The sequence below is a fragment of the Streptomyces sp. NPDC050988 genome (assembly GCF_044456225.1).
Lineage (GTDB): Bacteria > Actinomycetota > Actinomycetes > Streptomycetales > Streptomycetaceae > Streptomyces.
This window is the reverse complement of record NZ_JBITFQ010000003.1, coordinates 337977-356928: the sequence shown is the minus strand read 5'-3', so window position 1 is coordinate 356928 and position 18952 is coordinate 337977. Positions and strand designations below refer to the sequence as shown.

The 18952-nt window shown below is 71.2% G+C and carries 17 protein-coding genes and 1 pseudogene; 8 read left to right on the top strand and 10 right to left on the bottom strand.

Annotated features, from left to right (window positions below; genetic code table 11):
* Positions 1-23 precede the first annotated feature (23 nt).
* The 3 genes from ACIBEI_RS09845 to ACIBEI_RS09835 form a co-directional block, all read right to left on the bottom strand.
* Positions 24-800 carry an ABC transporter ATP-binding protein gene (locus ACIBEI_RS09845; RefSeq protein WP_398886925.1) on the bottom strand — a complete coding sequence of 259 codons (777 nt, stop codon included), beginning with the start codon at positions 798-800 and terminating at the stop codon, positions 24-26.
* A complete protein-coding gene (locus tag ACIBEI_RS09840; protein WP_398886924.1) occupies positions 773-1714 on the bottom strand; it encodes an ABC transporter permease in 942 nt (313 codons plus the stop codon). Before ACIBEI_RS09840 ends, ACIBEI_RS09845 begins: the two co-directional genes overlap by 28 nt.
* Positions 1715-1897: 183 nt before the next feature.
* Complete coding sequence (locus ACIBEI_RS09835) at positions 1898-1966, bottom strand: putative leader peptide (protein ID WP_369693269.1); 69 nt, start codon at positions 1964-1966, stop codon at positions 1898-1900.
* Positions 1967-2250: 284 nt separating this feature from the next.
* Between ACIBEI_RS09835 and ACIBEI_RS09830 the strand changes: the two genes are divergently transcribed.
* The gene (locus tag ACIBEI_RS09830) at positions 2251-2673 is read left to right on the top strand and encodes a secondary thiamine-phosphate synthase enzyme YjbQ (protein ID WP_398886921.1); all 423 of its coding nucleotides are present in this window, start codon (positions 2251-2253) and stop codon (positions 2671-2673) included.
* A gap of 318 nt (positions 2674-2991) precedes the next feature.
* Here the strand turns inward: ACIBEI_RS09830 and ACIBEI_RS09825 are convergent, their stop codons facing one another.
* Positions 2992-4002: a DUF6215 domain-containing protein gene (locus ACIBEI_RS09825; RefSeq protein WP_398886919.1), complete on the bottom strand. Its 1011-nt coding sequence runs from the start codon at positions 4000-4002 to the stop codon at positions 2992-2994.
* Positions 4003-4341: 339 nt separating this feature from the next.
* On the opposite strand from ACIBEI_RS09825, the pseudogene ACIBEI_RS09820 reads away from it, so the two are divergent.
* Positions 4342-5443: pseudogene (locus ACIBEI_RS09820) on the top strand (hypothetical protein).
* A 268-nt stretch (positions 5444-5711) separates the two neighbouring features.
* Here the strand turns inward: ACIBEI_RS09820 and ACIBEI_RS09815 are convergent.
* From ACIBEI_RS09815 to ACIBEI_RS09790, 6 genes are all read right to left on the bottom strand, one after another.
* Positions 5712-8540 (bottom strand): hypothetical protein, encoded by a 2829-nt coding sequence (locus ACIBEI_RS09815; protein WP_398886917.1) that lies wholly within the window; start codon positions 8538-8540, stop codon positions 5712-5714.
* Positions 8533-9342: an STAS domain-containing protein gene (locus ACIBEI_RS09810; protein WP_398886915.1), complete on the bottom strand. Its 810-nt coding sequence runs from the start codon at positions 9340-9342 to the stop codon at positions 8533-8535. The genes ACIBEI_RS09815 and ACIBEI_RS09810 overlap by 8 nt, the downstream gene beginning before the upstream one ends.
* 113 nt (positions 9343-9455) lie before the next feature.
* Positions 9456-10019, bottom strand: coding sequence for a hypothetical protein (locus ACIBEI_RS09805; RefSeq protein ID WP_398886913.1), 564 nt, complete (start codon positions 10017-10019; stop codon positions 9456-9458).
* A gap of 1 nt (position 10020) precedes the next feature.
* The gene (gene pgm, locus ACIBEI_RS09800) at positions 10021-11661 is read right to left on the bottom strand and encodes a phosphoglucomutase (alpha-D-glucose-1,6-bisphosphate-dependent) (RefSeq protein ID WP_398886911.1); all 1641 of its coding nucleotides are present in this window, start codon (positions 11659-11661) and stop codon (positions 10021-10023) included.
* A gap of 493 nt (positions 11662-12154) precedes the next feature.
* Entirely contained in the window at positions 12155-13177 is a 1023-nt protein-coding gene (locus ACIBEI_RS09795) for a DNA-directed RNA polymerase subunit alpha (protein WP_200400102.1), read from the bottom strand.
* A 315-nt stretch (positions 13178-13492) separates the two neighbouring features.
* Positions 13493-14233, bottom strand: coding sequence for a class I SAM-dependent DNA methyltransferase (locus tag ACIBEI_RS09790; protein ID WP_398886909.1), 741 nt, complete (start codon positions 14231-14233; stop codon positions 13493-13495).
* 279 nt (positions 14234-14512) lie between these two features.
* Between ACIBEI_RS09790 and pqqA the strand changes: the two genes are divergently transcribed.
* Genes pqqA through ACIBEI_RS09760 form a run of 6 tightly spaced genes read left to right on the top strand, consistent with a single transcriptional unit; the run spans position 14513 to position 18951 of the window.
* Positions 14513-14644, top strand: a complete 132-nt coding sequence (gene pqqA / locus ACIBEI_RS09785) for a pyrroloquinoline quinone precursor peptide PqqA (protein ID WP_398887375.1) — start codon at positions 14513-14515, stop codon at positions 14642-14644.
* A gap of 10 nt (positions 14645-14654) precedes the next feature.
* Positions 14655-15545: a pyrroloquinoline quinone biosynthesis protein PqqB gene (pqqB, locus tag ACIBEI_RS09780; RefSeq protein ID WP_398886907.1), complete on the top strand. Its 891-nt coding sequence runs from the start codon at positions 14655-14657 to the stop codon at positions 15543-15545.
* Positions 15542-16276 (top strand): pyrroloquinoline-quinone synthase PqqC, encoded by a 735-nt coding sequence (gene pqqC / locus ACIBEI_RS09775; protein WP_398886904.1) that lies wholly within the window; start codon positions 15542-15544, stop codon positions 16274-16276. The genes pqqB and pqqC overlap by 4 nt, the downstream gene beginning before the upstream one ends.
* Positions 16273-16635 carry a pyrroloquinoline quinone biosynthesis peptide chaperone PqqD gene (pqqD, locus tag ACIBEI_RS09770; RefSeq protein WP_398886903.1) on the top strand — a complete coding sequence of 121 codons (363 nt, stop codon included), beginning with the start codon at positions 16273-16275 and terminating at the stop codon, positions 16633-16635. Before pqqC ends, pqqD begins: the two co-directional genes overlap by 4 nt.
* Positions 16632-17762 (top strand): pyrroloquinoline quinone biosynthesis protein PqqE, encoded by a 1131-nt coding sequence (gene pqqE / locus ACIBEI_RS09765; protein ID WP_398886901.1) that lies wholly within the window; start codon positions 16632-16634, stop codon positions 17760-17762. Before pqqD ends, pqqE begins: the two co-directional genes overlap by 4 nt.
* Before the next feature lie 40 nt (positions 17763-17802).
* The gene (locus ACIBEI_RS09760) at positions 17803-18951 is read left to right on the top strand and encodes a PQQ-dependent sugar dehydrogenase (protein WP_398886899.1); all 1149 of its coding nucleotides are present in this window, start codon (positions 17803-17805) and stop codon (positions 18949-18951) included.
* The last annotated feature ends 1 nt before the right edge of the window (position 18952 follow it).

The following is an 18952-nucleotide window of genomic DNA, read 5'->3' as shown; positions in this document are numbered from 1 at the left end:
ACCGAGCTGTCTGTAGGGGAGGTTCAGGCGGCTTCGGCGGCGGTGTCGACGCCCAGCCGTTCCAGCAGCCCGGCGCGCAGCTCGGCGAACCGCGGGTCGGTGATGTCCCGCGGACGGTCCAGCTCGACCTCGGTCTCGTACGCGATCACGCCGTCGTCCATCACGAGGACGCGGTCGGCCAGCAGCACCGCCTCCTCCACGTCGTGCGTGACCAGGAGCACGGCGCAGCCCCGCCGTTGCCACAGCTCGCCGACGAGCCGCTGCGCCTTGATCCGGGTCAGCGCGTCCAGCGCGCCGAACGGCTCGTCGAGCAGCAGCAGATCGGGTTCGCGCACCAACGCGCGGGCCAGCGAGGCGCGTTGGGCCTCTCCGCCGGACAGGGTCTTGGGCCAGGCGTCGGCGCGGTCGGTGAGGCCCACCTCGGTCAACGCCTGCTCGGCGACGGCGCGTTCGGGCTTTCCGGGCAGTCCGAGCAGGACGTTTCGCCACACCCGCTTCCACGGCATCAGCCGGGGTGCCTGGAAGGCGACGGCCTTGCGGCGCGGCACGAGGACGGTGCCCTCGATGTCGCGGTCGAGCCCGGCGAGGATGCGCAGGAGGGTGGACTTGCCGCAGCCACTGCGCCCGAGCAGGGCCACGAACTCGCCCGGCCTCACGTCGAGTTGGAGGTTGTCGATGACGGCGCGGCCGTCGAAGGAGCGGGTCAGGCCGTCGACACGTACCACCGAGGAGGGCACGGACGAGGCGGGAGGGGCCGTGGCCTTCTCGGTGGTCACCGGCCGGTGAACGTCGGTCGCCATTGCAGCAGCAGCCTTTCGAGGGAGCGGACGATGAAGTCGGCGAGCAGGCCGAGGAAGGCGTAGACGGTCAGGCAGACCACGATCACGTCGGTACGCAGGAAGTCGCGCGCCTGGACCATCAGGAAGCCGATGCCGGAGTCCGCGTTGATCTGCTCGGCGAAGACGAGCGCCAGCCAGGCGATGCCCAGCGAGTAGCGCAGACCGGTCATGGCACCGGGGAGGGCGCCCGGCAGGACGACATGCCGTACCAGTCCCCAGCGGGACAGACCGAGGGACTCGCCGGCCTCGATCAGCTGGGAGTCGACGCCGCGGATACCCGCGTACACGTTGAGGTAGAGCGGGAAGGACACGCCCAGCGTGATGATCGCGACCTTCGGGGCCTCGCCGATGCCGAACCAGATGATGAACAGCGGGATCAGACCGACGAACGGCACGGTCCGCAGCATCTGCACGCTCGCGTCGACGAGGTCCTCGCCGATCCTGAACAGGCCCGAGAGTAGGGCGAGTCCGGTACCGACGACGGTGCCGAGCAGGAGCCCCACCGCGACGCGCTGGAGCGAGACACCCATCGCGTTCGTGAGCGACCCATCGGAGACCAGATCGCCGGCCACCCGCGCGATGGTGCCGGGCGAGGCGAGGACGTCGGCCGTCAACACGCCCGTACCGCTGAGGACTTGCCACAGGGCGAGCAGCAGTACGGGTCCGGAGGTGCGGCGCAGCCAGCGGGGGACGCGGGTGCGACGGGCCGAGGCGGGGACGATGGGTTCGAGCTCGGGCAGGGCGTGGTCGGTGGACGTGGTGTCGGTGGACTTGAGGTCCTTGGACTTGGGGTCGCTGGACTTAGGGTCAGCGAACTCTGATATTCCCGAAATATCGGGTCCATGAGAGTCCGGCGGGGCATGGCTGATGCTCATGAGGGCTCCACGGCAGGAGAGCGACGGAGGGCACGCGCAGGAGAGACGCGGGAGTGCGGGGGTGCGAGGTGGCGCGCGCGTCAGCGTCCCGGCATCCGGCTCAGATCACACGGACACGGACACGCGGACATACGTATACGGGGTGCGCCGAAGTGCAGGGGAGGTTAAGCGGGTGAAAGGGCGTCAGTGTCCGCGGCGACACGCGGCGGAGGCCACCCGCAGCAGGTCGATGTGACCGCGCGTGGTGAGCATGGCTGAACGCAACATGCGGCTGAAAGTAGCCAGCTGGGCCGCGTACGGTCAATGGCGTCTCGCGGAGTGGACCTCGGGTATCACGGGTCGAGCGAGTGCAGCCGTGGTGGGGCGGGGGAGTGGCCGGTACGACTGGGCGGGGGAGTAGCCGCGACTGCTGGGAGGAGGAGGGGCGGTCGGGACTGATGGGGTGCGGTCGGCGGCCGGGCCCCGGAATCTAACCCGTAACGGGCGTGGGATACGACAGAGGGTGCGGAATCCGGGGGATCGGCGAGGATTGGTCCATGTCCGATGCCTTCACCAGCCGTGTACTGAACATCGCCTCCGGATCCAGGGAGAGGGTCGTCGACCTCACCCGTGAATGCGAGGCCTTCCTCCGCGAGGTCGCGGGCGGTCGCGACGGCCTGCTCAACGTTTTCGTGCCCCACGCGACAGCCGGCGTCGCCCTGATCGAAACAGGTTCCGGCAGCGACGACGACCTGCTCGCCGCCCTCCACACCCTCCTCCCCGCGGACGACCGCTGGCAGCACCGCCACGGCAGCCCCGGCCATGGCCGCGACCATGTCCTCCCGGCGATCGTGCCCCCGCACGCCACGCTGCCGGTACTCGGGGGCCGCCTGGAACTGGGGACGTGGCAGTCGGTGTGCCTGGTCGACACGAATCGAGATAATTCAGACAGGCGCGTTCGGTTGTCGTTCCTCGCCTGAGGGCCGGCACAGGGCGACCACGAGCGTGATGCGAGGGCTGGTCCCCGGACTGCGCGCATGTCCCCGTTCGGGGGCTGGTCCAGGAGAACCGTTCTGGGCATGTGGCCTCTGCCCAGGCAATCTTTCAACCCATGGCGCGTTGAGTGCGCTTGGGACGTACAGCTGGGTGCAGGGGGCAACGCCGGAGAGGCCCTGAACTGCCGGGCCATGGATGCGGGAGAACGGCTGCACGGTGAACTCCGACAACGGCGGTCGGCCGTCACCGTCGAAGGCCCACCCGTCGTCGCGACCGCACCTTCGCCGAATGTTCTCGGCGTCTCATCGGACAGGCCGTTCGGGGATTCTCGGCAGGACCTTTCCGGCGATGTCGAGGAGAGCGCTGTCGTCCGCGAGGGTTCCGGACGTGCTCCACACCGTGATCTCGCAGTAGCCGCCCCGGTCGTTGCGATCCAGGGCCACGGACAGCGTCCTGGCCAGGGGGCCTTGTTCGACCGGTCCGCCGGATCCGCCACTCCTGAGATCGATCTCGATCTTCATGGTGGGAGCCGAGGAGAAGACCGCGGGCCGACCGAGAACCGTGAGTGTCTTGATGTCCGTCTCATCCCCGAACTTCATCAGCTTCACGTACTGGTCGGTCGTCAGCTTGTTGTATGTGGCGGAGACATTCACGGTGTACGTGTCGAACGCGACCTCGGCCTCCGGTTGGGCGACCTTCCCATCAGTCAAAGGAGCGGTGTTGCTGGTGCCGGAAGCACTGGTCGCGGTCTCTCCGGGCGTTCCCAGAAGCTTGGCCAGGTCGGGCCGGTTGAGCGCCTTGCACAGCTCTTCACCGGTCACAGGCCGGGGCGTCTGCTTGTAGACCTTCGCCAGCTCCTCGTGTGCCCCGCCCGAACACGAGGCGGGCTGCGGGGCGCTGACGTCGGACGGCATCACGCGTGGGCCCACCCACAGCACGGCCGCGACTGCCCCGAACACGGCCACGGCCGCAACCGCTTGGCCCCATGCGTTGTGGTCCTTCTCCGGAGTGTCCGGGCCGGGACGCGGCCCCATTCCGGCCGGGGCCGGGGCCGGGGCCTGGGCGGCGGCATCGACGGCCGCCCCGTCCGCGGAGGCTGCCGGGTCCGGGTTCCGGCGTGCGCGCACGGCCCGGACCATCGCGTGGACGCGTATCGCGGTGAACACGAGGAACACCGCGCCGAGACCCGCCGCGATCCGGTCGTGATCGCTGACGGCGAGATACATGATGCGTACGCCGAGAACGGATCCGATCGCGATGAGGAGGGGTTCGCGGACCCAGAACGGCAGGAGACGGAGGAGGAAACCGAGCATCCGGTGATCTCACCAGGTCAAGACCGTATTCGCCGTGGTGGAAGCCACAATTCCGGGCACGTGCAGGGCCTGCCGAAGAAGGAGACGCCAAGCCGACGATCTTGACAGCGCGTTCGGGACATCAGTGGGTGCGGGCGCTTGCGGCCGGCTCCGTGCTTTCGGCGTCCTTCTCGTCCTGCCCGCGCCGATCGGTTCCGCGTTCTTCCAGCGATGGTTCGTCCAGGGCGTCTCCAGGTTCCGCCGCCAACGGACGGGGCAAGGCTGCCCGCGAACGGAAAAACGCGTTGGCCGGCCGCCGCCGAGCTGCGACGATGCCTCTGATTCCCCAGCGGAGGGCATTTGTTCGTTTTCGTGTGTGCGGGGTGCGGCGCCAGGCTGACCGCGCCTCTGTCTCAGGTCGACCTGCCGGTCCACGCCCATCAGACGTACGGGAACGGGATTCAGCTTCCCGTGCTCATGGAGCCGGGCACGTTCGCCGTGGATCCGGAGCCCTGGGGGCCGCCGTGGCGGACGTGGGAGGAGATCGATCCGGACGAGGCTGCGGCCCGCGGCATCCATGCACCGGTTTACGCCCTGTCGGGTGGCGCGCCCGGCGCGATCGTCATCGCACCGGGAGATACCCGCGGCACCGTGCTGATCCCGGAGAAGGGCGGCGGTAACTGCTGCGGCCTCGACGGCGCCGACGGCCCCAACATGGCCTGCGAGGCGTGTGGCCTGCCCGTGGCGAGCAGGATCGACGACTGTTCGCTCTGGCAGGCGGTGTGTCGCGCCGAACGCCGTGCGTCGCCGCCCCGTCGACGGTGCCGAAGCCGCACCGCTTTCCTGGGCGGAGCTGACGGCGGAGGGGATGGGCACGCCCCCGTTCGAGCCGATCGCCAGGTGGGGATCACGGGTGGGACCAAGCCGCTGGTGGTCATGGAGTCCGCGGTGGGAGGCGGCAGCCGGCCGGGCGCTCGCCCACCTGCTGGCGGCCTCGGAGGGCCGACCAGTGACCGTCCCGGACGGCCTGGTCGCGGAAGTGTTCCAACGCGCCCTTGACGCCCTGCTGCCCGCAGGTCCGCCTGCGCGGCGCGCCGTCCTGGCCGGACCCGGAGGGCTCGCCCCCGACGCGAACGCCGACATCCTCGTGCCCACCCATCCTCGGACGGGGGAGCTCTGGACCCCGCCCGGCCCGGCCGCCTCGGCATACTCGGTGCCGCTGCCGTTCGGGATATGGCTGTGGCTGGCCTCTCCCGAGCCGTACCTGCCCGTCCCCGCGTCGGGCGGCATGCCCGACGGCGTCCTCCGCGACGACCCGCCCGCGCCGCGCCCCCGCCACCTGTTCCGGGCCGATCCCGGAGCGTTCCAGCACGCCCTGGTCCGGCTGCCGGCCGTCCGCAGCCCGTGGCTGCGCGAGATCCTCGAGAACCTCACGCAGCACATGCGCGCCCGCCTGTTCTGACCGGCCGGCAGAAGGCGCCGACGCGGTCCTGTCTGCAGGTATCGCGGTCCTGTCGGCAGGTATCCACGGTGTGACGTGCTGAAGCAGAACGGGGAGTGCATCTCGACAGCAGAACCGGAGTACATCTCGATCACGGCTGCTGCCCGAGGCGCAGCCGTGGTGGTCACGGACGAGCGGTTTCCGTCCGCTCCGACATCTACCCCGACGTCCGCTCACGTCGTCCGGCGGTTCGGCCCTACGCCGATGCAGCTCCGACCGGGCCGGAGACTTACCCCTCCGCGGACAGTCCCGTCGTGCGTAGCCGACCGACCGTCTGTGCCGAGGTCGCGCGGGGCGCCTGGGTCGCCAACGCCGCCAGCAGTCCTTCCCAGGCGTCCGGGAGTCCCGCGTCCACGGCCGACCGGTAGGCGGCGCAGGCCTCGTGCGAGCGGCCCTGAACCATGTACAGGGCGCCGAGCGCGGCGTACGCCTCGGTGTCACCGGCTTCGCAACCGCGGACGTAGGCATGCTCGGCGGCGGGGGAGTCGCCGAGCTGCTCGCGCACGCCGCCCAGCTTCGTCCAGGCGTCGGAGGCGCCCAGGGCGGTGGCCCGCTGTACCGCGCGCCGGGATCCGTCCCGGTCCCCGGCGCGTTCCCGCATCCGGGACAGCGCGGACCAGGCATCGGTCGCACCTCGCTCGGCCGCCAGGTCGGCGGCGAGCTCCGCACCCTGCCTTTCCCCGGCGAGCTCCCGGGCCCGTGCCAGCATGATCCACGCGTCCACGTCCCCCGCCCGTGCCGCCTCCACCGCGGCGTGGGCGGCGCCCGCGTCGTCACCGATCTCCTCGCGGGCTTCCGCCAGCGCGGTCCAGGCCTCCGGATCGCCGGAGCGTGCCGCCTGGGCGGCGGCCTCCTCAGCGGCCGCGCCGTCACCGTCCGACTCGGCGAGCAGAGCCAGTTCGCGCCAGGCGGTGCCCACGCCCAAGGCGGCCGCCTCGCGGTGGGCCGCGGCGGCTCCCGACCGGTCACCGGCAGCGTCACGCAGCCGTGCCAGGAGCGCCCACCCTTCGGGATACCCGGCGCCCGCGCCGCTGGTGGCCGCTCCCAGGGCTGACGCATGGTCACCGAGGGCCCAGTACAGCCGTACCAGAACCGCCCATGCCGCGCCGACCCCCGTGCCCGACGCCCGGGTGGCGTGCGCGATCGCCGCGACGAGATCGCCGGACCGTTCGGCGACCTGCGCGAGCCCCATGCTCCCCCAGCCGTCGCCGGCGGTCGCCGCCCGCTCGAACGCCTCGGCCGCCACCGCACCTTGGGCCGCCCGCATCCGGCCGAGCGTCCGCCAGGCCAACGGCTCGCCCGCCGTCGCGGCCCGGGCCGCGACCGCGTCCGCCGCGGCCGGGTCCCCCTCCGCCTCGCGGATCCGGGCCATGGCGGCCCAGGCCCACGCGTCACCCGACTCGGCCGCGCGCCGGTACGCGTCGTAGGCGCCCGGCCCGTCACCCTCCGCTTCCCTCGAAACGGCGAGAGCCGCCCAGGCGACGGGATCCGCTGCGGCCGTCTTCTCCGCGGTGGCCTGCCCTTCGGTGGTCGCCCGCAGCACGGTCAGGGCGGCCCGCGCCCGGCTGTGGCCCAGCTCGACGGCCTGTTCGTACAAGGGGGCGGCGTTGCCGTAGCGACGCCGCTGCTCGGCGGCCCGGCCGAGAGCGAAGGCGTCGTCGGCGGTCCTGGCCCAGCGTGCCCCGGACCAGAACTCGGCGGGCGGCGCCCGGTGGGCGCGGACCCGACGGATGTGCTGTTCGAGATAGTCGTCGGGCCGGTAGCTGTCCGGCTCGCCGACGCCCGGCCCGTGCCGCTCCGCGATCAGCGGCGCGGGCCCGCCCGCCGCGGTCGTCAGCGCGCCGATGGCTGCCGGGAACCACTCCTTGCCCGCGGTCGCGCGCGCGTTGGAGTCCATGAACCCGGCGGCCGCCTCCATCAGCAGCTGTGCGGGTACGGCGTCGGCGTGGCCCAGCCTGCGGGCCTCCGCGGCCGCCGTCAGCACGGCGTGTTCGGACGCGGTGAACCACTGGTCAGGGCCCATCTCCCAGCGGCGCACCAACTCCGGTCCCACGGTGAGGTGTTGCAGAACGCGCTGTCCAGATCCGGCAGCCCGCACGGCGGCGGCGATACGCGGGTCGAGGGCGGCGGCCGAGGCAACGGCCGCGGGATCACCGGCCAGCGTGTCCGGAACCGTGATCATCCCGTGCGGTCCGGTCAGCAGCGCGAGGGTGTGCGGGGCACTCTCCAGACCGTTCTGACGGTTCGTCAGTCGCCGCATGTGTTCGGGCCACATGGTGCCCACCACCGCGAGCGGCGCCACCCGGTCGAGCAGCCGACCCAGTGCTCGGGCGGCCCGCTCGCCCGTGGCGCCGTCCAGAAAGCGCTGCGTCTCGTTGAGCCACAGGACGGTCCGCGGGTCGATGCCGTCCGCCTCTGCCCACACCGTCAGTTCCTCCGCGTCGGCGGGGAACAGCACAGGCCAGTCGGGCAGTACGGCGGCCACCGCCTCGTACAGCGCACGGGTCTTGCCGCTCGCGGAACGGCCGACCAGCAGCACGAGCGCCGCCTCGTTGGCCGCCGCCGCACGGGCAAGCCGCTGTCGCAGGGTCGTGTCGTGCGGACGGGTGAGGTACGCCGTCAACGGCAGGTCCACGGCCCCGTCCGGGCCGGGTGCGGGGTGGACACCCAGGCGTACGGGGTCCCACTGAGCCGCGGTGCGCAGCCGAACCGCCGGCGCCTGTCCCGCGGCCGCCCACAGGGCCCGCACCTCCGTGGTCACCTGGTCGGGGTCCTCACCGGCCAGCCCGGCGAGCGCCGCGGCGACGGACACGGTGTCCCGGAGGGAGGCAGGCGGCGCACAGTCCAGGGCCCGTGCCACGGTGTCCTGCGCGGGCCGACCCGACGGATCGTCAGCAGCTATGACGAGCGACAGAGGCTCCGGGCTGCCTGCGGCCCGGTACAGGGAGTGCAACCGTTGCTGGAGGGTGCGCAGGGGGCCTGGCGGCAGGTGAGGTGGGGCGACGGAGCAAGCGCGCTCCGACCCGTCGTACGCGGTCCGCCTCTCGTCGTCAGGCATGCGCCCCAGGCACCTCCCGGCCGAGGAACTCGACGGCGGGGTCCACCGTGTCGAAGATGGGAAGCACTTTGACCAACCCATTGATCCGGAAGATCTTCCGGATGCTGTCCTGAGGCACGACCAGTGCCAGGCTGCCGTTGTCGTTGCGGACCCGTCTCAGAAAACCGACCAGCAGACCGAGCCCCGTCGATTCGATGTAGTCGACCTCCGTCATGTCCAGGGCCAGGAACACCCTTCCGTGATTCACCAGGTCGACGAGCAGTTTGCGCAGGTCCGGTGCGATGTAGACGTCCAGCTCGCCCACGAGTGTCACGACGGTGACGTGCTCGGAGACGTGTTCGTACGAATAGGCGCCCGCGATGACGTTGCCGCCTGCCCGCTCCGCGAGAGCGGCGCGCCGCTGCTCAACGCTCGTCTTCGCATAGTCGGCGGCGAGTTCCGCAACCGCGCTCGCCACCGTGTCGTGGATTCGGAAGGCCTTGTCCAAGCGGGTGTTGGCGTTCATGCGGGTGTCGGCCAGAGTCTCCCGTATCTGTTGGCTCGTCACGACCAGGGTGAGGGTTCCGCCGTGGATCTGAACCCGCTTCAGGCTGCCGAGCAACACGCGCATTCCCGCTTTGTGAATGGCGACCACCGCGCTCAGGTCGACCACCAGAACAATCCGCCCGCCCGCGATCACCTCCAGCAGCGCGGAGCGCAGCGCCGGAGCGGAGGCGGCATCCAGCACGCCGCCCTCATCGCCTCCGACCCGTACGACAGTGATGCCGTCAGGTCCGTCCTCGTACGACACCTTCACGTGCACCTGGCCCCCGCTTCATGCCGACTGCCCGGCGCTCCGACGCCACACGGCCTGGTGGCGCCAAGCGGAAATCCCGTCACCTCGGGCACCACCGACCTTATCCGGCGGGCCCTGGCTTACGCAGGGGTCAGAGCCGTACGGGCCTCGGTCAGGAAGGCCTCCTGGGCGACGGCGTGCCCGGTTCCGGGAGCGCCGGCGGTCAGGGTGTCGCGCAGGGTCTCCGCCGCCGTTGCCACGGCGGCGGGACCTTCGAGGCGTACGACGTTCAGTGCCTCGGCGACCGTGCTCACAGCGGTCTCGAACTCCCGTCGTCGCGGCGCCTCGTCCGTGGTGCCGATGGCGCTCTGCCAGGCCGCCAACGCCTGTTGGGCGCTGTCGGTGCGGCTCAGGTACGTGACGTACGCCGCCCGCCGCACCGCCCGCTGGTTCGCCAGGGTCTGTTCGGTGAGGGTCCGGCGTGCGACGTCGAGTTGGGCCGTTGCCTGGAGCTGTCCGGAGTCCCAGGCGGCGGTTGCCTGTTGCCGGCCGGCTTCCCAGGCGGCCGCGGCCTGGCGCTCGCCCGCCGCCCAGGCGGCCTCGGCCTGGCGTTTGGCGGCGGCGAGGGTGAACACCCCGGTCATCGCTCCGCCGCCGATCGCGGCCCCGGCGGCGATCAGCGCCGTCACCACGTTCTCGTCCACGTCAGGCGCTCAGCGCCGCCAGCACCACGGACCTGGCCTCCTCCTGGACCTGGCGCAGATGGTCCGGGCCGAGGAAGGACTCCCCGTAGATCTTGTAGACGTCCTCGGTGCCCGAAGGGCGGGCCGCGAACCAGGCGTTGGCGGTGGCGACCTTGATGCCGCCGAGGGCGGCGCCGTTGCCGGGGGCCTCGGTGAGCACCGTGGTGACCGGCTCGCCGGCGAGGGTGTCGGCGGTGACCTGGCGCGGGGACAACTTGGCGAGCAGGGCCTTCTCCTCGCGGGAGGCGGGTGCGTCGACGCGCGCGTAGGCAGGGGCGCCGAAGCGGTCGGTGAGCTGCGCGTAGTGCTGCGAGGGGGTCTTGCCTGTGACGGCCGTGATCTCGGAGGCGAGCAGGGCCAGGATGATGCCGTCCTTGTCGGTGGTCCACACCGAGCCGTCGCGCCGCAGGAAGGACGCGCCCGCCGACTCCTCGCCGCCGAAGCCGAGCGTGCCGTCGGACAGGCCGTCCACGAACCACTTGAATCCGACCGGGACTTCGACCAGCGGGCGGCCGACGTCAGCCGCGACCCGGTCGATCATGCCGGACGACACCAGGGTCTTGCCGATCCCGGCGCCCGCGGGCCACCGCTCCCGGTGCGAGAACAGGTACGAGATCGCCACGGCCAGATAGTGGTTGGGGTTCATCAGCCCACCGTCCGGCGTGACGATGCCGTGCCGGTCGGCGTCCGCGTCGTTGCCGGTGGCGATGTCGAACCGGTCGCGCCGCTCGATGAGCGAGGCCATGGCGTACGGCGAGGAGCAGTCCATGCGGATCTTGCCGTCCCAGTCCAGCGTCATGAAGCGCCAGGTGGGGTCGGTGAGCGGATTGACCACCGTCAGGTCGAGCCTGTGCTGTTCGGCGATCCGGCCCCAGTAGGCGACCGAGGCGCCGCCCAGCGGATCGGCGCCGATGCGCACTCCGGCGGACCGGATCGCCTCCAGGTCCAGCACGTTCGGCAGGTCGGCCACATAGGCGCCGAGGAAGTCGTGGCGGCCGGTACCGGGCGCGGCCAGGGCGCGGGTGTAGGGGATGCGCCGTACGTCCTTCAGGCCGCCGGTGATGATCTCGTTGGCGCGGTCCTGGATCCAGGAGGTCGCCTCGGATCCGGCGGGGCCGCCGTTCGGCGGGTTGTACTTGAAGCCGCCGTCGGCGGGCGGGTTGTGCGAGGGGGTGACCACCACGCCGTCGGCGAGGGCGGAGGTGCGCGACCGGTTGTGGGTGAGGATGGCGTGCGAGACCGCCGGGGTGGGCGTGTAGCCGTCGGCCTGGTCGATGAGGACGGTCACGTCGTTGGCCGCGAAGACCTCAAGTGCCGTGATCCGGGCGGGCTCCGACAGGGCGTGGGTGTCGGCGCCGAGGAAGAGGGGGCCGTCGGTGCCCTGGGCGGCGCGGTACTCGCAGATGGCCTGGCTGGTGGCCGCGATGTGGTCCTCGTTGAACGCCGCCGCGAGGGACGAGCCGCGGTGTCCCGAGGTGCCGAACGCCACCCGCTGCCCGGGATCGGCCGGATCCGGGTGCAGCGCGTAGTACGCCGTGACCAGGCGCGCCACATCGACGAGGTCCTCGGGCCCGGCGACCTGTCCCGCTCGCGCATTCTGCATGTGCCCGCTCCTCCGCAAGGGTCGACCGTTGGGTACGGCCCTCATTCTCCCCTGCCAAGCCCACCATGACGCGCACGGGGCGGCCGTGGTGGCATGCGTCCGGCGAGTGCGACGGCGAAGGCCCGCGGCGAGCTGGGCACGGTCGGTCCCGTCGGCGTCTCGTCTCGTCGCCGCGCCGCCGGGCGTACTCGTCGTGGACCACGTCAAGGACGCCGCGGGACGGGAGGGCATGGGTCTTACGTTCGAGAGTGCCCCAACGGGTTACGCCCGGGTCTTCGACCCGTCCGGCGCCTCGTCTGTCTCGGAACGACCGATGGGGCGCTCAGGGAGGCTGGAGCAGCGGACGGAACGGGTGAGGTGCCGGTCGGCTTGTCGAGAGAAAGCCAAGCGTCAGAGGGCGCCCGCCGCGGCGGACGCCCTCTCGCGTGCTGTTTCCTCTTCACCGGCTCCACTGTTGTCCCGGGTCCCCCGTGACCCGGTCGTGGTGCGGGGTTCAGTACTGCTCGGTCTCCACGAAGCCCGCGTCCGCGTCGTCGTCGGCGCCGAAGGCGTCGGCGGCGGCGGTCGGGTCGAATCCGGGCGGGCTGTCCTTGAGGCCCAGGCCCATACCGGCGAGCTTCGCCTTGACCTCGTCGATGGACTTCGCACCGAAGTTGCGGATGTCCAGGAGGTCGGCCTCGGAGCGGGCGACGAGCTCGCCCACGGAGTGGACGCCCTCGCGCTTGAGGCAGTTGTAGGAGCGGACGGTGAGGTCGAGCTCCTCGATCGGCAGCACCAGGTCGGCGGCGAGCGCGGCGTCCGTCGGGGACGGGCCCATGTCGATGCCCTCGGCGTCGATGTTGAGCTCGCGGGCCAGACCGAACAGCTCGACCAGCGTCTTGCCGGCCGACGCCATGGCGTCACGCGGAAGCATGGCCTGCTTGGTCTCGACGTCGACGATCAGCTTGTCGAAGTCGGTGCGCTGCTCGACACGGGTCGCCTCGACCTTGTAGGTGACCTTGAGGACCGGCGAGTAGATCGAGTCGACCGGAATACGGCCGATCTCCTGGCCGACCTGCTTGTTCTGTACGGCGGAGACGTAACCGCGACCGCGCTCGACGGTCAGCTCCATCTCCAGCTTGCCCTTGCCGTTGAGCGTGGCGAGGACCAGGTCGGGGTTGTGGACCTCGACACCGGCCGGGGGCGCGATGTCGGCGGCGGTGACCAGACCCGGACCCTGCTTGCGCAGGTACATCACGACCGGCTCGTCGTGCTCACTGCTCACGACGAGCTGCTTGATGTTGAGGATCAGGTCGGTGACGTCCTCCTTGACGCCCGGCACGGTGGTGAACTCGTGCAGGACACCGTCGATGCGGAGGCTGGTGACAGCAGCGCCGGGGATCGACGAGAGGAGCGTGCGGCGGAGCGAGTTGCCGAGGGTGTAGCCGAAGCCCGGCTCCAGCGGCTCGATCACGAACCTGGAGCGGAACTCGTCGACGACCTCTTCGGTCAGGGACGGACGCTGAGCAATGAGCACGAGGTGTTGCCTCCAGTAGTTTGGCGCCCGCTATGTGACGCCGTAGACACCTCGAAGGGTACGGGCGATCCGGGCGTTCCGGTCTCACCGGAGGCCGAACCGCCGTCTGTGACCCGGCGAGGAGGCTTCCGGACCTCCTTCCGCCACCAAGCAGGACTCGGTTCCGGTCAGCTCGTACGGCAGCTGGTTTCGGGGGAGGAAGCGCAGCTCCCTGGGGGAGCGGACTCGAACCTACGGTGAACCGGGACAATGTTAGTCGTCGTTGGTCGTCGGGTTGGCCCGTCGTTCCTCGGGTGGCCCTGGTGCGGCCCGGTCTCAGGCCGGTTTGCGCCACACCGAGATGTGCTTCGCGGAGTTCTCGGTGAACGGTTCCCCGGACCAGTCCGCGACACGCCGTTCCAGTTCGAGCCCCGCGAGCCGGGCCATCAGGTCGAGCTCGGCCGGCCACGCGTACCGGTGCCGTGAACTCTCGCGGCGGTAGCGGCCGTCGTCGCCGTCGCGGGTGAAGTGGTGCGAGACGAGGAGCTGCTCGACCAGGTCGAAGGTGTCGAAGCCGAGATGCCGCTCGGACACGTCGAACGGCACCGCCACCTGCCCGGGCGGCAGGAACCGCAGCGGCGGCACGCCCAGCTCGATGACGAATCGGCCGCCGGGCGTCAGATGACGTGCGGCGTTGCGGAAGCACTCGACCTGCTCGTCCTGGGTGAGCAGGTTCGAGATGGTGTTGTAGACGAGGTAGACCAGCGTGAAATCGCCGGGCACGACGGTCGTGGCCATGTCCCCGATGGTGACCGGGAGCGTGTCCTCGTCGATCTTGCGTCGCAGGACCGCCGCCATGTGTTCGGACAGCTCGATGCCCGCCACCGGCACGCCGCTCTCCCGGAGCGGGACGCCCACCCGACCCGTTCCGATCGCGAATTCCAGTGCCCGGCCGTCTCCGGCGAGGTCGGCGAGGAAGTGGAGAGTCGGTCCCAGGAAGGCAGCCGAGGACCTCTCGTTCTCCTCGGCGTCGTAGCGGTCGGCGGTCGCACGGGTCCACAGCTCACTGCTCGTCACGACCGGTCACTCTGCCGGGCCCGGCGAGGCGGTGTCGACGCATTTTCCGTCCGGCGCGGGTCGGGCCGGATCTGATTCGGGTCGGATCTGATTCGGTTCCGCTCGAGTGATTGACCGTGTTCCGTCAGATGGTGATGCTTGAGCAGAGGACTGAACGCGAAGCACTCTTATGAACGCCGTGTCCAGTCTGTCCAGATGCACCAGTAATGATCTGTTCGATCCTGAACCCCACGCAGGAAGGCAGGAACAGACATGCAGGAGATCCGGGAGCCTCAGGAGATCCGCGGGACCCAGGAGACGCCGGACCGGTCAGGACCCACCGTCACCGGTGGGACGGGCTGGCAGTCACCCGAGTACGAGGTCGTCGACACCGCGCTCGAAGTGACGGCGTACCGACTGGTCACGCGGTAACCCCGCCGCTGTGCTGCTGCAGGTGCTCGGCACCGCGGCGGGCGGCGGACTGCCCCAGTGGAACTGCGCGTGTCCCGGCTGTGCCGGGGCACGCGCCCATCCGCAGCGGCGCCGCCGCCACGCGTCCCTCGCCGTGCGAGCGGACGCCGGTCGCTGGTACATCGTCAACGCCACCCCCGACATCGGGGACCAGATCGAGGACACCCCCGCGCTGCACCCCGGCCCCGGCGCCCGGCAGACGCCGGTCGCGGGCGTCGTCCTCACCGACGCCGAACTCGACCACACCCTCGGCGTCGCGCGGCTGCGCGAGGCGGACGGCGTGGAACTGGTCGCCACCGCCCCGGTGCGCGAGGCACTGCTCGCCGGCCCGCGCCTCGGAGCCGTGCTCGGACCGTACACAGAGCTGCTCTGGCGGGAGTTGGGCACGGCTCCGCTGCCACTCGGCCCGGAACTGGAGGCCGTCGTCGTGCCCGTCGCCGCCAAACGCCCCCGGTACGCGGCGGGAACGGGCGACGACGACCCGCGCTGGGTGGTCGCCCTCGTGCTCCGCGAACCGTCGACGGGGAAGTCCCTGGTCTACGGCCCCGCCCTCGCCGCCTGGCCCCAGGCGCTGCAGGAGGCCGCCGAGGCCGCCGACTGCGTCATCGTCGACGGCACCTTCTGGGACGAGGACGAGCCCGTGCGCACCGGGATCTCCAGCCGGACCGCGAGCGGCATGGGACATCTGCCGATCGACGGCCCCGCCGGCACCGCGCACCGGCTGACCGGACTGCGCGCCCGATGCCTGTACACGCATCTCAACAACACCAACCCCCTGACCGACCCGGACGACGACCGGCACAAACAGCTGGCCGACCGGGGACTAGAGGTCGCCGCCGACGGAATGGTCATCGAGCTGTGACGACAACACCTGTACGGGACACGACCGCCCAGGACCGGCAGAACCCCTGGAGCCGCCCGGAGTTCGAAGAGCGGCTGCGCGACATCGCCACCACCCGTTACCACGACCGCCACGCCTTCAACGTACGCATGCACGAAGGCGCTCTGACCCCGGCCGAGCTGCGCCGCTGGATCGCCAACCGCTTCCACTACCAGCGGCACATCCCCGTCAAGGACGCCCTGATCCTCGCCAAGTTCGAGGACCCGGCGCTGCGCCGCATGTGGCTGCGCAGGATCGTCGACCACGACGGAGTACGGGAGGGGGAAGGCGGCATCGAGCGCTGGCTGAGGCTCGGCGAGGCGGCCGGGCTCGACCGGGAACGGCTGTGGTCGGCCGAGGACGTACTGCCCGGGGTGCGGCTGGCGGTCGACGGATACGTCAACTTCTGCCGGCTCAGGTCACCGCTGGAGGCCGTCGCCGCGTCCCTCACCGAGTTGTCCGCTCCCGGCATCATGCGCACCCGCATCGCCGCCTTCGAACACCACTACCCGTGGATCGAGGCCGAGGGACTCGCCTATTTCCGGACCCGTGTCGAGCAGGGCAGCCGGGACAGCGCCGAGGCGCTCGCACTGGTCGAACGGTGGGCGCTCACCCGCGAGGAACAGGAACGGGCCGTCGCCGCGCTCGCCTTCAAGTGCGAGGTGCTGTGGTCGCTGCTCGACGCCGTGGACGGGGCGGGGGAGGGGCCGTGAAACCCCTGAGGGAGGCGCCTCCCGGCGGTCGCGCCTCGTTCGCGAACGAGGACGCCACCACGGACACGGGCGCGGAGGCGGGTGAAGGCACCGTTGCGGACGCCGGGCACTGGACTCCGGCGCTGAGCCGGTCCGTCATGCTCCGGCACGACCGGGTGCGCGGCACCGACCTGTTGCTCATGCCGGAACGCGTGGTCGTGCTGCGGGGCAGTGCGGGCGCGATCCTGAGGCTCTGCGACGGCCGACGCGAAGTCGCGGCGATCGTCGCAGAGTTGGCCGAGCGCTTTCCCAGCGCGTCCGTCGCCACGGAGGTTCCGGAGTTCCTGGGGCGGATGCGCGAGGAGGGCTGGATTCGATGACCGAGACCTCCGCCGCGCCCATCGCCCCTCCCTGGGCGCTGCTCGCGGAACTCACGCACGGCTGCCCGCTGCACTGCGCCTACTGTTCCAACCCCTTGGAGCTGGTACGCAGATCCGCGGAACTCCGTACCGACGAGTGGGCCGACGTCATGCGCCAGGCCGGGGAGCTGGGCGTCGTCCACACCCACCTCTCCGGCGGTGAACCGCTGCTGCGGCGCGAACTGCCCGAGATCGTCGGGGCGGCCGACGCGGCGGGCATCTACACCCAGTTGGTCACCAGCGGCGTCGGCCTGACCCGGGAGCGGCTGACCGCCCTTGCCGACCGCGGGCTGCGCAGTGTCCAACTCTCCGTGCAGCACGCCGAATCCGCCGCCTCCGACCGGATCGCCGGGACCCGCTCCTTCGCCGCCAAGCGGAAGGCCGCGGCCCTGGTCCGGGAGGCGGGACTGCCGTTGGGCCTGAACGTCGTACTCCACCGGGACAACCTGGACGCGATCGGCGCCCTCCTCGAACTCGCCCTGGACTGGGGCGCCGAGCGGATCGAGCTGGCGAACACCCAGTTCTACGGTTGGGCGCTGGTCAACCGGGACCGGCTGCTGCCCGGCCGCGAGCAGATCGAACGGGCACGGGCCGTCGTCGAGGCCCGGCGGGAGCAACTGGCCGGTCGGATGGACGTGGTGTGGGTCGTGCCCGACTACATCGACGGGATCGCCAAGCCCTGTATGGGCGGCTGGGGTGCCGTCTCGCTGACGGTGGCCCCCGACGGCACGGTGCTGCCCTGCCCGGCCGCCGCCACACTGCCGGGGCTCGACGCCCCGAACGTCAAAGACCGTTCCCTGGAATGGAGTTGGCGTCACTCGCCCGCGTTCCACCGCTACCGGGGCACCGACTGGATGGCCGCACCCTGCCGCTCCTGCCCCGAGCGGGAAACCGATCTCGGCGGCTGCCGCTGCCAGGCGTACGCGCTCACCGGCGACGCCTCCCGCACCGATCCCGTGTGCCGGCTGTCCCCCGACCACGGGCTGGTACGGACACTCGTCGACGCGCCCGTGTCGCGGGCCGCCCCGCCGACTGTCCCCCGTTCCCATCCCCCGCGAGGCGCCCCGCAGGGCCCTCAGAGGGTGTGACCCACCGCCAGATCCCTTCCAACCCCCACTTGGAGGACCGATGCGAACGACCAGCAGCAAGCGCAGGCCCCGTAGAGCGCTGACCGCGGGCGCGGCCCTGTCCCTGACCGGGCTGCTGCTCACGGCAGTCCCCGGACTCGGAACGGCCCGGGCCGACACCGCCGACGCCGCCGATTCCGCGGGCGCCACCGCCCCGGCGGCAATTGCCGGCGTACCGACAGGCGTCACCCCCATCACCACCGGGCTGACCGTGCCCTGGGGCGTCGGCTGGCTGCCCGACGGCTCCCACTCCCTGGTCACCGAGCGCGACGACTTCCGGGTCTGGAAGGTCACCCCCGACGGCGCCAAGACCCAGGTCGGGACCGTCCCCAACAGCCAGACCACCGGCGGAGAGGGCGGACTCATGGGGGTGGCCGTCGACCCCGGCTGGGCCACCAACCACTACGTGTACTTCATGCACACCGCCGCCGAGGGCAACCGCATCGCCCGCATGACGTACAACGGCACCTCGCTCACCGGCTACACGGTGATCCTCCAGGGCATCAGCAAGGCCCGGTACCACAACGGCGGACGGCTCGCCTTCGGCCCCGACGGCTATCTGTACGCCACGACCGGCGACGCCCAGAACACGGCTCTCGCTCAGGACCGGAACTCCCTCAACGGCAAGATCCTGCGCATGACGACCTCCGGGCAGCCGGCCCCCGGCAACCCCTTCGGGAACCACGTCTACAGCCTCGGCCACCGCAATCCCCAGGGACTCGCCTTCGACCGCAACGGGCGGTTGTGGGAGGCCGAGTTCGGCAACACCCGGTTCGACGAGCTGAACCTGATCAAGCCCGGCGCCAACTACGGCTGGCCCACCTGCGAGGGCACCTGCTCGACCGCCGGGATGACCAACCCGAAGAAGACCTGGACCACCGGCGAGGCCTCGCCCAGCGCCATCGCGATCGCCGACAACGTCGTCTACATGGCCGCGCTGCGCGGTGAACGCCTCTGGCGCATCCCCATCGACGGCGACACCGAGAACGTGGGCACGGCGACGGCGTACTACATCGGCACGTACGGCCGGCTCCGTACGGTGGTCAAGGTGCCCGGCCTCGAACAGCTTTGGCTGGCCACCACCAACGCAGACGCCAACGGAGGCGAGCCGGACGGCGCGGACCGCGTCCTACGGGTGACCCTGGGCTGAC

Bases quoted from the DNA above. Each gene is read 5' to 3' on its own strand.
- ACIBEI_RS09845 (WP_398886925.1), bottom strand. From the start codon at position 800: ATGGCGACCGACGTTCACCGGCCGGTGACCACCGAGAAGGCCACGGCC.
- ACIBEI_RS09840 (WP_398886924.1), bottom strand. From the start codon at position 1,714: ATGAGCATCAGCCATGCCCCGCCGGACTCTCATGGACCCGATATTTCG.
- ACIBEI_RS09830 (WP_398886921.1), top strand. From the start codon at position 2,251: ATGTCCGATGCCTTCACCAGCCGTGTACTGAACATCGCCTCCGGATCC.
- ACIBEI_RS09825 (WP_398886919.1), bottom strand. From the start codon at position 4,002: ATGCTCGGTTTCCTCCTCCGTCTCCTGCCGTTCTGGGTCCGCGAACCC.
- ACIBEI_RS09815 (WP_398886917.1), bottom strand. From the start codon at position 8,540: ATGCCTGACGACGAGAGGCGGACCGCGTACGACGGGTCGGAGCGCGCT.
- pgm (WP_398886911.1), bottom strand. From the start codon at position 11,661: ATGCAGAATGCGCGAGCGGGACAGGTCGCCGGGCCCGAGGACCTCGTC.
- pqqE (WP_398886901.1), top strand. From the start codon at position 16,632: ATGACCGAGACCTCCGCCGCGCCCATCGCCCCTCCCTGGGCGCTGCTC.
- ACIBEI_RS09760 (WP_398886899.1), top strand. From the start codon at position 17,803: ATGCGAACGACCAGCAGCAAGCGCAGGCCCCGTAGAGCGCTGACCGCG.